Source organism: Micromonospora sp. NPDC049801, from assembly GCF_040656575.1.
GTDB lineage: Bacteria > Actinomycetota > Actinomycetes > Mycobacteriales > Micromonosporaceae > Micromonospora.
Map to the genome: position 1 here is coordinate 199,203 of NZ_JBFAMS010000014.1, position 15,444 is coordinate 214,646.

Sequence of the window (15,444 nt, forward strand, 5' to 3'; positions counted from 1 at the left end):
GAGCGGTCATGCCCGCTCGCTGTCCAGCATCGCCATCTGCGCGTCGCCGTAACGGCTGCCGGCCACCGCGTCGGAGGGCACGGCGGCCTCGATCGCGGCCAGGTCCATCTCGGTCAGGGTGACCGTGGCCGCGCCGAGCGCCTCGGTCAGCCGCTCCCGGCGACGCGCGCCGATCAGGGGCACGATGGTCTCGCCCCGGGACAGCACCCAGGCGATGGCGATCTGCGCCACGGTGACGCCCCGCGCCTCGGCGACGGCACGCAGGGCGTCCACCAGGGCGAGGTTGCGGTCCAGGTTCGCGCCGGTGAACCGGGGCAGGTCGGTGCGGAAGTCGCGGGAGGTCGTCTGGCGCTGCGGCGTCCAGTGACCGCTGATCAGGCCCCGGGACAACACCCCGTACGCGGTGATGCCGATGCCCAGCTCGCGGGCCGTGGGCAGGATCGCGGCCTCGGGGTCACGGGAGATCAACGAGTATTCGATCTGAAGGTCGGCGACGGGGTGCACGGCGTGTGCCCGTCGCAGCGTTTCGGCGCTCACCTCGGACAGGCCGATGTGCCGGATGTGGCCGGCCGTGACCAGGTCGGCCAGGGTGCCCATCACGTCCTCGACCGGCACGTCCGACGGGAGCCGCGCCGGACGGTAGATGTCGACGTGGTCGGTGCCGAGTCGGCGCAGCGTGTACGCCAGGAAGTTCTTGATCGCGACGGGTCGGAGGTCGTGGCCGATCCAGTTGCCGTCGACGTCGCGCAGGGCGCCGAACTTGACGCTGATCACGGCGTTGTGGCGGTTGCGGCCGCGCAGGGCGTCGCGCAGCAGCATCTCGTTGTGGCCCATGCCGTAGAAGTCGCCGGTGTCGAGCAGGGTGACGCCGGCGTCCAGGGCGGCGTGGATGGTGGCGATGCTCTCCGCCTCGTCGGCGGGGCCGTAGAGGTCGGACATGCCCATCAGGCCGAGCCCGAGGGCGGAGACGGTGGGGCCGTTGCTGCCGAGGGTGCGGGTGTCCATCGGTCTTCCTCTCACGTGGGGTACCCAAATGACAGTACACCGATCGACTGACAGATTCCAGATTCTGTCACCCAGGGCGGCACGAGGCCCATCGAGATGACGTCGGGATCCGCTACTCGCCGTCCACGCGGCGGTCGCGCTTGCGCTGCGACTGGCGCTTCTTCTCGGCCAACCGGCGCTCCTTCGCGCCCCGCGACGGCCTGGTCGCCCGGCGCGGCGGCGGGGGCGGGGCGGCCGCCTCGCGCAGCAGCGCGGCCATTCGCTCGCGGGCCGCCTCCCGGTTGGCGAGCTGCGCCCGGTGCTCGCTGGCCGCGATCGTCAGCACGCCGTCGACGAGGCGGTTGGCGAGGCGCGCCAACGCCCGCGCCCGCAGCGACTCGGGCACGGCCGGCGAGTTCGCCAGGTCGTAGCTCAGCTCGACCCGGGAATCGGCGGTGTTCACGCCCTGCCCACCGGGGCCCGACGAACGGGAGAAGCGCTCCCGCAGCTCCCCGGCGGGGACGACCCACCGGTCGGTCACCCGCAGTCCGTCGTCCACGCCCCGAGGCTAACCCGCCGGGAGTCGCACCGGGTCACCGGTGTGCAGGCTCACCCTGCGTCGTGGACGAGGTGGGCGCCGGGCCGGCGGTCTCGTCGTCCGAACCGACCGCGGCGTACGCCACCGCGCCGAACAGCAGCAACCCCACGACCGCGGCCTTCACGGCGATCCCGCGGACCAGCGACCACGCGCCACGGCGAGCGCCGGGCACCGCTTTCTTCGCGGCCTGGTAGTCGGTCCACCCGCGCCGTGCTCGGGCGTACGCCGACCCCACCGCCCATCCGATGACCAGGCCCACCAGCAGGAGGACCGTAAGAAGAGGACGCTCCACCTGAGCCAGTATCCAGACCGAGCGTCATATTTCCATCCTCCGATGGCCTCGGGCCGGATATCCGACACTGGAGGCGGCCGGCAGGGCCGTTCGGGCAGGTCAGCCACCCTTGCCGATGATCGTGTCGGCGGTCTGCTGGACCTGCTCGATGGGGATGGCGAAGCCGATTCCGATCGAGCCGTTGCCGTCGATGGTGGCGATGGCGGTGTTCACTCCGACCACCTCGCCCCGGGCGTTGACCAGCGGCCCGCCGGAGTTGCCCGGGTTGATGGACGCGTCGGTCTGCACCGCGCGGTGCCGGTTGTTGCCCAACCGCACCTGACGGTCCAGCGCGCTGACGATGCCGGCGGTGACCGTCCCGGACAGGCCCAGCGGTGAGCCCACCGCCAGCACCGGCTCACCGACCCGGGTCGCGCCCGGCTTCGCCAGCGGCAGCGGGGCGAGTCCGGCCGACGGTGGCACCTTCAGCACCGCCAGGTCGCTGCCGGCCTCCCGGCCGACCACCTCGGCTTCGTACCGGCGGCCGTCGGGCAGCTCCACCGTCACCGGTCCGCCGCCGCCCTTGGCCAGGATGTGGTCGTTGGTGACCAGGTGCTGCTGGTCGTCGATGGCGAATCCCGAGCCCGTCGCGGACGCGCCGTTCGCGCCGCCGGCGAGCACCGACACCACACCGGGCACCGTCCGCTCGGCGGCGGTGACCAGCTCCGCCGGCACCGGCGCGGCGGACGCGGCGGCCGGCCCGCCGGCACCGTCCCGGCTGGCCACCACGCCCCCGGCGAGCGCGCCCGACACGGCCGAGACCGCCACGATCGCCAGCGCGGCGAGCAACCGACCGGATCGCCGCCCCCCGGGGTCACGGCCCGAGCCGGGAGCGTCCCACCACCCTCGCCCGTCCGGGTCGAGGTCCGGCGAGATGAACCAGGGACCGCGCGGTTCGCCCAGTCCGGTCTGCACTGCCATGCGTACTCCTCACGGTCGACGTCGGCGCTACGGGTCAGGGCAGTCGGGAGAACCAGCGCATCGATCCGGCGGCGGCCCCCATCGCGAACACCAGTCCGAGGCCGATGAACCGCGCCGAGACGTCCTGGCGTTCGGTGCGGTAGCCGACCGAGCTGCCGATGTCGTCGTAGACGGCGCGCAGTTCGTCGACGGTGCTGGCCTCGTGGAACATCCCGCCGGTCTCGTCGGCGACGGCCCTGAGCGTCTGCCCGTCGACCGGCACCTGGATCGGCCGTCCGCCCCGGTCCACGAACCCCGACGGGGTGCCGAAGGAGATCGCGTGCACCGGCACCTTCGCCGCGACGGCCTCCGCCGCCGCCTCCATCGGGTCCATTCCCGAGGTGTTGGCCCCGTCGGACAGCAGGATGATCCGGGCCGGCGGTGGTTCCTTCGCGGCCTCGCTGTCCAGGCTCTTGACCGCTCCGAGCGAGGTGTTGATGGCCTCGCCGATCGCGGTGCCCTGGACCCCGGTCACCCCCTCGGCCAGCCGGCCGATGCCCTCGTCGAGGGCGTCCCGGTCGGTGCCCGGTGGTACCAGGACGGCGGCGCTGCCGGCGAACGCGACGAGCCCCACGTTGAACTCGTCGGGTAGGCCCTCGACGAACCGTCGGGCCGCCTGCTTGGCCGCCGCCAGCCGGTCCGGCTCGACGTCGGTGGCGAGCATCGAGGTGGACACGTCGACGGCCACCATCACGGTGGCCCGCTCGCGGGGTACCCGGACCTCGGCGGTGGGCCGGGCGAAGCCGACCACCAGCAACGCCAGCATGGCCAGGAACAGCCCGGCGGGTACGTGCCGACGCCAGGCCGGCCGTTCGGGCGCCACCCGGTCCAGCAGCCGCAGGTTGGTGAAGCGGACGGCGTAGCGGGCGCGTCCGCGCTGCACCACCAGGTACGCGACGACAAGCGCGAGCACGCCCACCAGCAGCCAGAGCCGCAGCGGGGACTCCCAGCTCACGCGGCACCTCCCCGGGCGGCCCCGGCCGGCGCGGCGGCCATCCGTCGCTGGGCGTGCACGTGGCGGACGATGTCCGCGCTGACGTCGCGGTCGGTACGCAGCCCCAGGTGTGTCGCACCACTGCGGCGCAACGCCGCTCGGACCTGATCCCGCTGGGCGGCGGCTGCCGCGGCGTAGCGCTCCCGCAGGCGACGGTCCGATGTGCACACCTCGCGGCGACGGCCGGTCTCCGGGTCGACGAGCGTGATCAGGCCGACGTCGGGCAGTTCCAGCTCACGGGGGTCGGTCACCTCGATCGCCAGCACCTGGTGGCGCGCGGACAGCCGGCGCAGGGTCCGCTCCCAGGGCGGCGGGTCGGCGGGGTCGTCCGGAAGGCCGTCGAGGAAGTCGGAGACCACCACCACGAGTCCACGCTGGTTGGCCACCCGTTGCAACGCGTCGAGCCCGTCGGCCAGCTCCGGAGCCGGCGCGGTCGACCGTTGCCCCGGCCCATGGGTGGGCGCGCTGGCACGCGGGGCCGCGAGCAACGCCCGCAGCAGACCGAGCAGATGGGTACGCCCGCAGCGGGCCGGGAAGCGTCGCATCCCGTCGGCGCTCAACACCTGGGCGCCCAACCGGTTGCCGACGCCTGCGGTCAGGAACCCGACGGCCGCCACCGCGGTCACCGCCAGCTCCCGTTTGTCCAGCTCGGCGGTGCCGAACTCCATGCTGGCGCTGGAGTCGACGAGCAGCCAGGTGGTCAGTTCCCGGTCGGCGTCGACCTGGCGGACGTGCGGCACAGCGGTCCTGGCCGTCACCGCCCAGTCCATCCGGCGGACCTCGTCCTCCCCCGGCCGGTACTCCCTGCTGCCGGCGGGTTCGCTACCCGGCCCGGGCAGCAGGCCACGGTACTGACCGTGCAGCAGACCGTCGAGTCGCCGGGTGACGGTCAGTTCGAGTCGGCGCAGACGCTGGTCGGGGGTCAGCTCGGCCAGGCCGGGATCGGGTGCCGTGCGCACCGACTCACGGGCGGCGCGTCTCATGCCGCCGCCAGGTCGGGCGTCTGCTGGGGGTGCCCGGTGGCGACCCGGGGCGGGGGCACCGCCTCCACGAGTCGCCGGACGATGCTCTCCGCCGAGACCCCGTCGGCCACGGCGTCGAAGGAGAGCACCAGTCGGTGGGACAGGACGTCCACCGCCAACTCCCGGACGTCCTCGGGCAACACGTACTCCCGCCCGCGCAGCAGCGCCTGCGCTCGGGCGGCGGCGACCAGGCCCAGCGTGGCTCGGGGGCTGGCGCCGTACGCGAGCAGCGGCGCGATCTCCGCCAGGCCGAACCGGCCCGGGTCTCGGGTGGCGAGGATCAGCCGGACCACGTACTCGGCCAGGGCGTGGTGGACGAAGATCCGCTCGGCGAGCCCCTGGAGGTGTCGCAGCCGTTGCGGGTCGAGCACCTGGCGCGCGGTGGGCCGGTCGCTGCTCATCCGGTAGAGGATCGCCAGTTCGTCGGCGTCGCCGGGGTAGTCGACGACCACCTTCATGAGGAACCGGTCGCGCTGCGCCTCGGGGAGCTGGTAGACCCCCTCGGACTCGATCGGGTTCTGGGTGGCCAGCACCAGGAACGGCACCGGTACGGGCCAACTGCGCCCGCCGATGGAGACCTGCCGTTCGGCCATCGCCTCCAGCAACGCCGACTGGACCTTGGCGGGCGCCCGGTTGATCTCGTCGGCCAGCACCAGGTTGGCCATGATCGGACCCAGCTCGATGTCGAAGGTCTCCTTCGAGGCCCGGTAGATCCGCGTGCCGACGATGTCGGAGGGGACCAGGTCCGGGGTGAACTGGATGCGGGAGAAGGTGCCGCCGACCACGGTGGCGAGGGTCTGCGCGGCGAGGGTCTTGGCGACGCCGGGCACGCCCTCCAGGAGGCAGTGCCCGTTGGCGAGCAGTGCGGTGAGCAGACGCTCGACGAGCCGATCCTGCCCGACGATCACGCGTTTGACCTCGAAGAGGGTCTGTTCCAGGTCGGCGCCGGTCGGCTCGGGATCGACCGAGGTGGGCATGCTGGCCAGGGTGTCCGAGATGTCCGTCACGGTGCTTGCTTCCCGGCCGGGACCCCCGGCAAACGTGGGATTGTGCGGGCCGGACCGGCCGGGAGCACCCGCAACGGGCACGGGCCGCGCGAAAGAGTGACGAGCCACGCGAGCCGGCCGCGCGGGGTCGAATCACCCACGGGGGGGCGACCAGGAGGGCACGCCGGCCGAGGGCCCGACACGCGATCCGGCCCCCGCGCGGGTGCGCGGGGGCCGGGCCGTGTCACCTCGCTCAGAAGGTGTGCGTGAGCAGCGTGAAGCCCAGGTCGGCCGGCACGCCGGACGAGTTGTACGTCTGGACGAAGACCGCGTTCGGGGTGCTCAGGCGCGGGGCGACCGAGACCTCGCCGGCGGGTGGGACGCAGCAGGAGTTGGCGCTCGAGATGGTCGCCAGGTAGGCACCGGTCGAGACGTTCACGCCGAACTGCACCTCATACTGGCCTGGGCCGTACTTGATGAGGGTGCCGGTGCCGCGGACCTTGGTGCCGTTGGCGTTGACGACGGTGTAGTAGGTGGCCGTGGCCAGGGTGCTGGCGCCGTTGGCCTTCAGCGCGGTCTTGGCCGACCGTGCCGACTCGGCCGTGACCGGCGGCTGGTCGCCTACCCGCTTCGCCGCCGGCTGGACGGCCGCCTGCGGCGCCTTCGCCGACGGCTGGGCGACGGCGATGCCCCCACCCGCCAGGGTGAGTGCCGCGACCGCGAACCCGATCGCTGCCGCCTTACGTCGGAAGGATGTACTCATGACAGGTCCCCCTTGTGTGACCGTGCGAATTCGGCCGACCCGCGGGGCGGGACGGATGACTGCCAACAATGAATTGGACGGTTGATTACTCGGTGAGATTCACCCGCCCTGAGCTGGGATTACTACTCAGAGTTGCGTCGTTTCAACCAGATGGAACGTAGCACCGCCAAAAGCCGCAGGTCAATAGTTGATCTCGCATTATCGACCTGTCATCCAGCCGTCAGATAATTGTGAAAGGTGAACGGAGAACCATTCACGAAATTGCTCGGCCGCGACCCCGGTTAGGCTGAGCGCCATGATCGTCACCGACGACCCGCCCGCGCCGACCCGCCGCCGAAATCTGATCCGCACCGCCCTCTGCTGGGTGGTCGTCGGGCCTACGGCCACCTGGGCCGCCGTACGTCTGGCCGGGCTGGACCGGGGACCGCTGGTGCAGGCGCTCGCCTTCACCCCGTACGTCGCCGGAGTGAGCGTTCTGGCGCTCGGGCTCAGCGTCGCCCTGCGGCGCTGGTGGCCGGCGGCGGTCGCGGCCCTGGCCGCCGTGGCGCTACTCGGCGTGGTCGCGCCCCGGGCCCTGGCCGCGCCGCAGCCGACGGCTACCGGCCCGACGATCCGGCTGCTCACCGCGAACCTGCTCGCCGGGGCCGCCGACGCGTCGGCGCTCGTGGAGCTGGTCCGGCGGCACCGGGTCGACGTGCTCACCGTGCAGGAGTTCACACCCGACGCGCAGGCCGCGCTGGACCGGCTCGGGCTCGACCGACTGCTCCCCCACCGGCAGCTCAACGCGCACGTCGGGACGCCCGGCTCGGGGCTCTACTCGCGCTGGCCGATCAGCGACGTCGGCATCCGTAACAACCGGGGCCAGGGCGGCTGGGGGTTCACCCAGGCGTACGGCACCGTGGCCGTCCCCGGGGCGCCACCGGTCCGCGTCGAGTCGGCCCACCCGTCGGCGCCGTCCGCGCTGGACCAGGTCGACGCGTGGCGTACCGACCTGACCGCCCAACCACCCGCCACGCCCGACGGTGAGCTGCGGATCCTCGCCGGGGACTTCAACTCCACCCTGGACCACGGGCCGCTGCGAGCGCTGCTGCGCACCGGTTACGTCGACGCCGCCGACGCGACCGGCAAGGGGCTGACCGGCACGTGGGGCCCGTACGACGGCGACCTCATCCCCCCGGTCACCATCGACCACGTGCTGGTCGACCGCCGGATAGCCGTCGACACAGTGAAGGTCCTGGCCCTGCCAGGCAGCGACCACCGCCCCGTCCTGGCCACCGTCACCCTCCCAACCCGGTAACCCACCGGTGCGGGGGCACGCACCCCGGTGCGGGTGATGCCGGTGAGTCATCTAGATGACTCACCGGCATCACCCTCAACCGACTCCCCGCTTCCCGTCCGGCGAGGTACGGCACCGCCGACGCGCCGGACCGACGGCGATGTGCGCCGCGGTGGTCTGCGGTCAGACCGGGGCGGGAGCCAGGCCGTAGGTGAGGGCGTCTACCAGGGCGTGCCAGCTCGCCTCGACGACGTTGGGGTGTACGCCCACCGTCGTCCAGTCCCGGCCGGTGCCGTTGGCGGTCTCCAGCAACACCCGCGTCACCGCGCCCGTGCCGTGGCTGCCCTCCAGGATGCGCACCTTGTAGTCGGCCAGCTCGAAGTCACGCAACTGCGGGTAGTGCCGCGCCAGCCCGACCCGCAGCGCCTCGTCCAGCGCGTTGACCGGGCCGTTGCCCTCCGCCGTGGCGATGACCCGCTCGCCGCGTACCCGGATCTTCACGGTCGCCTCGGAGACGACCGCGCCGTCCTCGCGGTGCTCGACCAGCACCCGGTACGACTCCAGGGTGAACGGCCGCGCCGGGCCGCCCTCGGGCAGTTCGGAGCGGACGAGCAGCTCGAACGAGGCGTCGGCGGCCTCGAAGGACCACCCGCCCGCCTCCAACTCCTTGACCCGCTTGGTGACCCGGGTCAGCGCCTCCGGACGGCCGGCCAGGTCCAGGCCGAGTTCGCGGCTCTTGAGCTCGACACTGGCCCGGCCGGCCATCTCGGTTATCAGGATCCGCATGTCGTTGCCCACCACCGACGGGTCCACGTGGTTGTAGAGCAACGGGTCGACCTTGATCGCGCTCGCGTGCAGCCCCGCCTTGTGGGCGAAGGCGGCGGCCCCGGCGTACGCCTGGTGGGTGTCGGGGGCGATGTTGGCGATCTCGGCGATGGCGTGCGAGACCCGCACCATCTGGGCCAGGCATCCCTCCGGTAGGACGGGCATACCCAGCTTGAGCTGGAGATTGGCGACGACGGCGAAGATGTCGGCGTTGCCGGGGCGTTCGCCGTACCCGTTGGCGGTGCCCTGCACGTGCCGGACCCCCGCCTCGACGGCGGCGATCGTGTTGGCGACCGCGCAGGCCGTGTCGTTCTGGGCGTGCATGCCGAACAGCGCGGCGTCGACCCCGAGCCGGCCGGTCAGGTCGTGGATCGCGGCGGTCACCTGGGACGGCAGCATCCCGCCGTTGGTGTCGCAGAGGACCATCCGCTCGGCGCCCGCGGCGAGCGCGGTCTGCGCCACGGCGGCGCCGTACGCGGGGTCGTGGCGGTAGCCGTCGAAGAAGTGCTCGCCGTCGACGAAGACCCGGCGTCCCTCGGCGACCAGGTGGGTGACGGTGTCGTGGATCATCGCCAGGTTCTCCGCGCCGGTGGTGCGCAACGCGCGCTCGACATGGCGGATGTCGGCCTTGGCGACCAGGGCGACCGCCGGGGTCTGCGCGTCCAGCAGGCCGCGCACCTGAGGGTCGTCGGCGACCGCGACACCGACCTTGCGGGTGGCGCCGAACGCCACCAGCACGGCGTGACGCAGGGTCAGCTCGGTGCGGGCGCGGCGGAAGAACTCGGTGTCCTTGGGCACCGCGCCCGGCCAACCGCCCTCGATGAACCCGACGCCGAACTCGTCGAGCAGCCGGGCCACCGCCAGCTTGTCGACCACCGAGTAGGTGAGCCCCTCGCGCTGGGCGCCGTCTCGCAACGTCGTGTCGAAGACCTGGAACGTCATCAGGATCCTTTCTCGGAGCAACAAAAAGACCCCCCGCGGGATGCGGGAGGTCTGCGCGCTCGGCGGAGGGGAGAGCCGGCGCGCTAGGTCGCAATAATCAGGGCGGTGCAGATCACGATCGCCACTCTGCCACCCGCTCCCGCTCTTGGGAGAGACAATCCATATGGTGGGACATCCCGCCCACAAGGAGGCCCCGTGCGCACCGTGTCGCTCGACACCGACACCCCACCCGCCGAGGACTGACCCGTGGGACTGGACACGATCCGGGCGGCCCTGCCCGCGTACGCCACGGACATCGCCCACAACCTCGACTCGACGATCGGCGCGGCGACGCTGACCCCGGCGCGGACGTGGGGCACGGCGCTGGCCTGCGCGGTGGCCGCGCGCAACCCGCTGGTACTGCGCGAGATCGCCGCCGAGGCGCTCGACCACCTCGGGCCGGACGGCGTCGAGGCGGCCAAGGGCGCGGCGGCCGTCATGGCGATGACCAACATCTACTACCGCGCCACGCATCTCATCGGCGACGAGGAGTACGCCTCGATGCCGGCCCGCCTCCGCATGCAGCTCGTCGCCCGACCCGGCGTGGACAAGAGCGACTTCAAGCTGTGGTGCCTCGGCGTCTCCGCGATCATCGGCTGCGAGATCTGCCTCCAGACGCAGGAGAAGGCGCTGCGCCGTCGTGGCGTCCCCCGGGAGCAGGTGCACGAGGCGTTGCGGATCTCCGCCGTCGTCCACGCGGCGGCGGTCACGCTGGACGCCGAGGCCGCCCTGGCCTGAGGCCCCTCGTGCGGCCCGGACCGGCCGGCGCTCCGGTCCGGTCGCCGTTTCCGGGCCCCCGCAGCCGGGTAGCTCCTCAGGGGCGGGCACGACAGCCCGGGACGTCGGCGACAGTCAGGAGCGAACGGCATGGACAGGATCGACCCACACGCCGCCCACGCCGGGCCGGACCCGCTGCGCGGCGGCGACCAGGGCGCCGTGGCCGGCGGGGCGCCGGCCGGCACGTTCGACCCGTGGCGCTACCGCGACACCGCCGGCGTGGCCGACGCCGACCTGGTCGGCTACAAGGTCGAGGCCAGCGACGGCGGTGTCGGCAAGATCGACAGCGCCAGCCACGAGGTCGGCGGCAGCTACCTGGTCGTGGACACCGGGCCGTGGGTCTTCGGCAAGAAGGTGATGCTGCCCGCCGGCACGGTCAACCTGGTCGACCACGACCAGCGCACCGTCTCCGTCGACCGCACCCGCGACCAGATCAAGGCCGCCCCCGAGTACGACGAGGCCAGCCACAGCGACCCGGCGTACCGGGATCAGCTCGGCGGTTACTACGACGAGACGTACGGCGCGCTTCCCCCGGGCACCGCGCGCTGACCGATCCGACCCGACGGCCGGTGGGACATGAGCCCGCCGGCCGTTACCGTGTGCACGTGGACGCCATCGACGACGAACGTCACATCACGCTGCCCGCGACCTTCAACTTCCGCGACGTCGGCGGCTACCTCGGCCACGACGGCCGTACCGTGCGCCGTGGTCGCCTCTACCGCTCCGACTCCCTGCACCGGCTCCACGAGCAGGACCGCGACGCGTTCGCCGCCATCGGCATCCGCACCGTCGTCGACCTGCGCCGCCCCACCGAGGTGGAGCGCGACGGTCGGGTGCCGGCCTACCAGGGGCTGACGTACCGGCACATCCACCCGGAGCACGAGGACTGGGCGCTGACGCCGCACGAGAAGGGCACCGACCTGGCGCGCTACCTCGCCGACCGCTACGCCGACCTGGCCCAGACCGGCACCGCGGGCCTGGGCGAGGCGATCGGGCTGATCGCCGACTCGGCGAACGCCCCGGTCGTCGTGCACTGTGTGGCCGGCAAGGACCGCACCGGCATCGTGTGCGCCCTGACCCTCGCCGTGCTGGGCGTCGACGACGCGGACATCACCGCCGACTACGCGCTGAGCACCGAGGCGTCGGCCCGGTTCAGCGCCTGGCTGGCCGCCACCATGCCGGACGCCGCGGAGGTGCCGGCGCCGTTCCTGGCGTCGCCCGCCGAGGCCATGCAGATGTTCCTTGACGAGCTGCGTGAGGGGCACGGCTCGATCGAGGCGTACCTGCGGCATGCCGGGGTGACCGACAAGCAGCTCGCCGCCCTACGCGACCACCTGCTCGACGAGGGTTAGGGCGCGTGTCCCAGCGCCGCGGCCGACCGGCCCGTTCGACGGGTCGGTCGGCCGACGGACGTCAGAAGACCTGGTGCACCCAACCGTGCGGGTCGGCGGCCTTGCCGCGCTGGATGTCGACCAACTGCTGACGCAGCGACATGGTGACCCGGCCGGGCTCGCCGCCACCGATCAGGAACTCGCCGTCGGGGAAGCGCACCCCGCCGATCGGGGTGATCACCGCGGCGGTGCCGCAGGCGAAGACCTCGCGCAGCCGGCCGCTGGCCGCGTCGGCCTGCCAGTCGGCGAACGAGACCGGCCGCTCCTGCACCTGGTGCCCCGCCTTGCCGGCCAGCGTGATGATCGCGTCGCGGGTGATGCCCGGCAGGATCGTGCCGGTCAGCGGCGGGGTGACCACCGTGTCGTCGTCGTAGACGAAGAAGACGTTCATGCCGCCCAACTCGTCGACGAAGCGGCGCTCCACGGCGTCGAGGAAGACCACCTGGTCGCAGCCGGCCTCGATGGCCTCCGCCTGGGCCGCCAGCGACGTGGCGTAGTTGCCGCCACACTTGGCCGCGCCGGTGCCGCCGGGCGCCGCCCGGGTGTAATCCGGGGAGACCCAGATCGTGACCGGCTTGACGCCACCGGTGAAGTACGCGCCGGCCGGCGAGGCGATCACCATGTACAGGTATTCGTTGGCCGGACGGACGCCGAGGAAGACCTCGCTGGCGAACATGAACGGCCGCAGGTAGAGACTGCCGTCCTCGCCGGTCGGGATCCACTCCCGGTCGATCTCGATGAGCTTGTGCAGTGAGTCGACGAACACCTCGGGCGGCAACGCCGGCATCGCCATCCGCTTGGCCGAGTCGACGAAGCGGGCGGCGTTGGCGTCCGGCCGGAACATCGTCACGCCACCGTCGGCCGTCCGGTAGGCCTTCAGCCCTTCGAAGATCTCCTGCGCGTAGTGCAGCACCGCGCTGGCCGGGTCCATCGGGATCGGCGCCCGCGCCTCCACCCGGGCGTCGTACCAGCCCTTGCCCTCCGCGTAGCGGATCGTGATCATGTGGTCGGTGAAGACGCGGCCGAATCCGGGGTTGGCCAGCAGGGCAGCCCGGTCGGCGGCGGATACCGGCGTGGGATTCGGACGGATCTCGAAGTCGAGCTTGTCACCACCGCTCATCGCGCTGACCTCCCTGCGGGACAACGGCATGCGGGATCGCACACCGACATGGCTGTGCCAGAAACTTACCCCGAACGACCGTTCAGAAGGTAGCGCCGCTCGGGACCGGGTGGACTGCCCGGACAGGCGAAGACCGCCCCGGCCGCGATGCGGCCCGGGGCGGTCAGGCTACGGCGTGGGCGGCGAGCCGGTCGCCGACCTCGGCGGTGCGCAGCGTCGCGCCCGGGGTACGGCCGGCCAACTCGGCGGCGACCGCCGCGTCGACCCGGGCCGCCGCCTCGGTGTGCCCGAGCTGCTCCAGCAGCAGCGCCACGGAGAGCACCGCGGCCACCGGGTCCGCGACGCCCTGCCCGGCGATGTCCGGCGCCGAGCCGTGCACCGGCTCGAACATCGAGGGGTACGCGCCCTCAGGGTTGATGCAGCCACTGGCGGCCAGCCCGATTCCGCCGGTGACGGCGGCGGCGATGTCGGTGAGGATGTCGCCGAAGAGGTTGTCGGTGACCACCACGTCGTAGCGCTGCGGCTGGGTCACCAGGAACATCGCGGCCGCGTCGACGTGCTGGTACTCCGTCGCCACGTCCGGGTGTTCGGCCGCGACCGCCGCGAAGGCGCGCGACCACAGCGACCCGGCGTGGGTCAGTACGTTGGTCTTGTGCACCAGCGTGACCTTGCGCCGCTCCCGACGACCGGCCCGCGCGAACGCGTCACGGATCACCCGCTCCACGCCGTGCCGGGTGTTGAGGCTCTCCTCCGTGGCGACCTCGGCGGGCGTGTCGCGGTGCAACGTCCCGCCCGCGCCGGCGTACAGCCCCTCGGTGCCCTCGCGGACCACCACCAGGTCGACCTCGCCCGGCTTCACGTTGCCCAGCGGCCCGGCGACCCCGGGCCAGAGCCGCGAGGGGCGCAGGTTGACGTACTGGTCGAAGGCGAACCGGAGCTTGAGCAGCAGGCCGCGCTCCAGGACACCCGGCGGCACCGTGGGGTCACCCACCGCGCCGAGCAGGATCGCGTCGTGCCCGGCCAGCTCGGTCAGCACCGAGTCGGGCAGGACCTCTCCGGTACGGTGCCAGCGGGCGGCGCCGAGGTCGTACTCGGTGGCCTGCACACCGGGAAGCACCGCGTCGAGGACCTTGCGGGCCTGCGCGACCACCTCGGGCCCGATGCCGTCCCCGGCCACCACCGCGATCCGCGTCACGCCCGCTCTCCCCACGCTCGACTGCCCTGTCCGGCAACGGTACGTCGCCGTCCCGACTCCCGGTACGAAGCTTCCAGCATCTGAGACAGGAGGATGCACAGCACCCTCTCAGCTGGGATTCATGTAGCGATCATCTGCGCTGCCTACGGTAAGGGACAGCGGGTCAGGGGGCCCGCGAACGGTGGTCGTGACGACGCGACGTCAACTGCGAGGGGGCAGGCGCCATGCGCATCGACGAGCAGCCGCGGACCCGCTGGCCGGACCTGTCGGCGTTCCGGCACCGCCGGCCCGACCTCCGCCTCGGCAGCCGCCGTCGCCGGTTCGACCCGGCCGCCGCCACCCAGGGCCGCATCGCCGTGCAGCACACCGTCCGCACCGCCACGGCGGAGTACACCCTGCTGCTCAACGCCCCCGAAGGGCTCGGCCGCCGGGGCGTCGGCGAGGCGTTGCGGGACAGCGTCGCCGAACTGCGCGCGATCGACCTGACCTACGGCCCGAACCGTCCGGAGAGCCTGGTCTCCAGGCTGCGCCGGGGCGAGATCAGCCCCGCGTCGTACGCCCCGCTGGCCGACCTGGTGGACCGCTGCACGGCGATGCGCGCCGCCACCGACGGCTGGTTCGACGCCTGGGCGGTCCCCGGCGGCTTCGACCCGGGCGGCCTACTGGGCGGCTGGGCCGTGGACCGCGCCGCCGCCCGGCTGCGCGCGGCGGGCGTGCACGACTACGCCGTACTCGCCGGCGCCGACCTCGTGGTCCGGGGCCGCGCGCCGCACGGCGGACCGTGGCGGGTCGCGGTACACCACCCGACGGCGCCGGACCGCGCGCCACTGATGCTGGAGATGACCTCGGGAGCAGTCGGCACCTCCGGGGTGTCCGGACGGCGGGGACACGTCGTCGACCCGCACACCGGCGAGCCGGCCAACCACCTCATCGCCGCGACCGTCGTCGGCCCGGACCTGACGGTCGCCGACGCGTACGCCACCGCGCTCTACGCCGCCGGCCCCACGGGCCTGGCCTGGTTCCGGGGTGGCTCCGAGTACCGGGCGCTCTTCGCCCACCGGCGCTGAGGGCCCGAGGGCCTGTTTCATAAGGGCGGTCGAGCCGAGGCAGAGTCCGGGCGGCGATCCGGCAAGGCGCGGTTTCGTCCGGATACCGGTGTTGTATCCGGACGAAACCGCAACGCCGCCGGTCGTCGTCCGGGCCCGCCGCAGGCCGGCCAGTTCTTATGAAACAGGCCCTAG

Annotated in this window: 16 protein-coding genes; 5 read left to right on the top strand and 11 right to left on the bottom strand. The window is 72.7% G+C overall.

Annotation, left to right across the window (positions count from 1 at the left end; all coding sequences use genetic code 11):
* Positions 1-6 precede the first annotated feature (6 nt).
* The 8 genes from AB0I89_RS24815 to AB0I89_RS24850 form a co-directional block, all read right to left on the bottom strand.
* Positions 7-1,005, bottom strand: coding sequence for an aldo/keto reductase (locus AB0I89_RS24815; protein ID WP_357131210.1), 999 nt, complete (start codon positions 1,003-1,005; stop codon positions 7-9).
* A 112-nt stretch (positions 1,006-1,117) separates the two neighbouring features.
* The gene (gene arfB / locus AB0I89_RS24820) at positions 1,118-1,543 is read right to left on the bottom strand and encodes an alternative ribosome rescue aminoacyl-tRNA hydrolase ArfB (protein ID WP_357131213.1); all 426 of its coding nucleotides are present in this window, start codon (positions 1,541-1,543) and stop codon (positions 1,118-1,120) included.
* A gap of 34 nt (positions 1,544-1,577) precedes the next feature.
* Positions 1,578-1,874 carry a hypothetical protein gene (locus AB0I89_RS24825; protein ID WP_357131218.1) on the bottom strand — a complete coding sequence of 99 codons (297 nt, stop codon included), beginning with the start codon at positions 1,872-1,874 and terminating at the stop codon, positions 1,578-1,580.
* A gap of 99 nt (positions 1,875-1,973) precedes the next feature.
* A complete protein-coding gene (locus AB0I89_RS24830) occupies positions 1,974-2,834 on the bottom strand; it encodes a trypsin-like peptidase domain-containing protein (RefSeq protein WP_357131220.1) in 861 nt (286 codons plus the stop codon).
* Between the two features lie 34 nt (positions 2,835-2,868).
* Entirely contained in the window at positions 2,869-3,828 is a 960-nt protein-coding gene (locus AB0I89_RS24835) for a VWA domain-containing protein (RefSeq protein WP_357131223.1), read from the bottom strand.
* Positions 3,825-4,850, bottom strand: coding sequence for a DUF58 domain-containing protein (locus AB0I89_RS24840; RefSeq protein ID WP_357131226.1), 1,026 nt, complete (start codon positions 4,848-4,850; stop codon positions 3,825-3,827). Before AB0I89_RS24840 ends, AB0I89_RS24835 begins: the two co-directional genes overlap by 4 nt.
* Entirely contained in the window at positions 4,847-5,896 is a 1,050-nt protein-coding gene (locus AB0I89_RS24845; RefSeq protein WP_357131229.1) for a MoxR family ATPase, read from the bottom strand. The genes AB0I89_RS24840 and AB0I89_RS24845 overlap by 4 nt, the downstream gene beginning before the upstream one ends.
* A 232-nt stretch (positions 5,897-6,128) precedes the next feature.
* Entirely contained in the window at positions 6,129-6,638 is a 510-nt protein-coding gene (locus AB0I89_RS24850) for a hypothetical protein (RefSeq protein ID WP_357131232.1), read from the bottom strand.
* A gap of 295 nt (positions 6,639-6,933) precedes the next feature.
* On the opposite strand from AB0I89_RS24850, the gene AB0I89_RS24855 reads away from it, so the two are divergent.
* Positions 6,934-7,935, top strand: coding sequence for an endonuclease/exonuclease/phosphatase family protein (locus AB0I89_RS24855; protein WP_357131235.1), 1,002 nt, complete (start codon positions 6,934-6,936; stop codon positions 7,933-7,935).
* 162 nt (positions 7,936-8,097) lie between these two features.
* Here the strand turns inward: AB0I89_RS24855 and cimA are convergent, their stop codons facing one another.
* Positions 8,098-9,681, bottom strand: a complete 1,584-nt coding sequence (gene cimA / locus AB0I89_RS24860) for a citramalate synthase (RefSeq protein WP_357131238.1) — start codon at positions 9,679-9,681, stop codon at positions 8,098-8,100.
* A 246-nt stretch (positions 9,682-9,927) separates the two neighbouring features.
* On the opposite strand from cimA, the gene AB0I89_RS24865 reads away from it, so the two are divergent.
* The 3 genes from AB0I89_RS24865 (at position 9,928) to AB0I89_RS24875 (ending at position 11,849) form a co-directional block, all read left to right on the top strand.
* Positions 9,928-10,458: a carboxymuconolactone decarboxylase family protein gene (locus tag AB0I89_RS24865; protein WP_357131240.1), complete on the top strand. Its 531-nt coding sequence runs from the start codon at positions 9,928-9,930 to the stop codon at positions 10,456-10,458.
* Positions 10,459-10,587: 129 nt separating this feature from the next.
* The gene (locus tag AB0I89_RS24870) at positions 10,588-11,046 is read left to right on the top strand and encodes a PRC-barrel domain containing protein (RefSeq protein WP_357131243.1); all 459 of its coding nucleotides are present in this window, start codon (positions 10,588-10,590) and stop codon (positions 11,044-11,046) included.
* 56 nt (positions 11,047-11,102) lie between these two features.
* Positions 11,103-11,849: a tyrosine-protein phosphatase gene (locus AB0I89_RS24875; RefSeq protein ID WP_357131246.1), complete on the top strand. Its 747-nt coding sequence runs from the start codon at positions 11,103-11,105 to the stop codon at positions 11,847-11,849.
* A 61-nt stretch (positions 11,850-11,910) separates the two neighbouring features.
* On the opposite strand, the gene AB0I89_RS24880 is transcribed toward AB0I89_RS24875, so the two are convergent.
* Positions 11,911-13,008 (bottom strand): branched-chain amino acid aminotransferase, encoded by a 1,098-nt coding sequence (locus AB0I89_RS24880; protein WP_357131249.1) that lies wholly within the window; start codon positions 13,006-13,008, stop codon positions 11,911-11,913.
* Positions 13,009-13,171: 163 nt separating this feature from the next.
* Positions 13,172-14,203: a 3-isopropylmalate dehydrogenase gene (locus AB0I89_RS24885; RefSeq protein ID WP_357131252.1), complete on the bottom strand. Its 1,032-nt coding sequence runs from the start codon at positions 14,201-14,203 to the stop codon at positions 13,172-13,174.
* 224 nt (positions 14,204-14,427) lie between these two features.
* Here AB0I89_RS24885 and AB0I89_RS24890 point away from each other — a divergent pair, with 224 nt between their 5' ends.
* The gene (locus tag AB0I89_RS24890) at positions 14,428-15,270 is read left to right on the top strand and encodes an FAD:protein FMN transferase (protein ID WP_357131255.1); all 843 of its coding nucleotides are present in this window, start codon (positions 14,428-14,430) and stop codon (positions 15,268-15,270) included.
* Positions 15,271-15,444 lie beyond the last annotated feature (174 nt).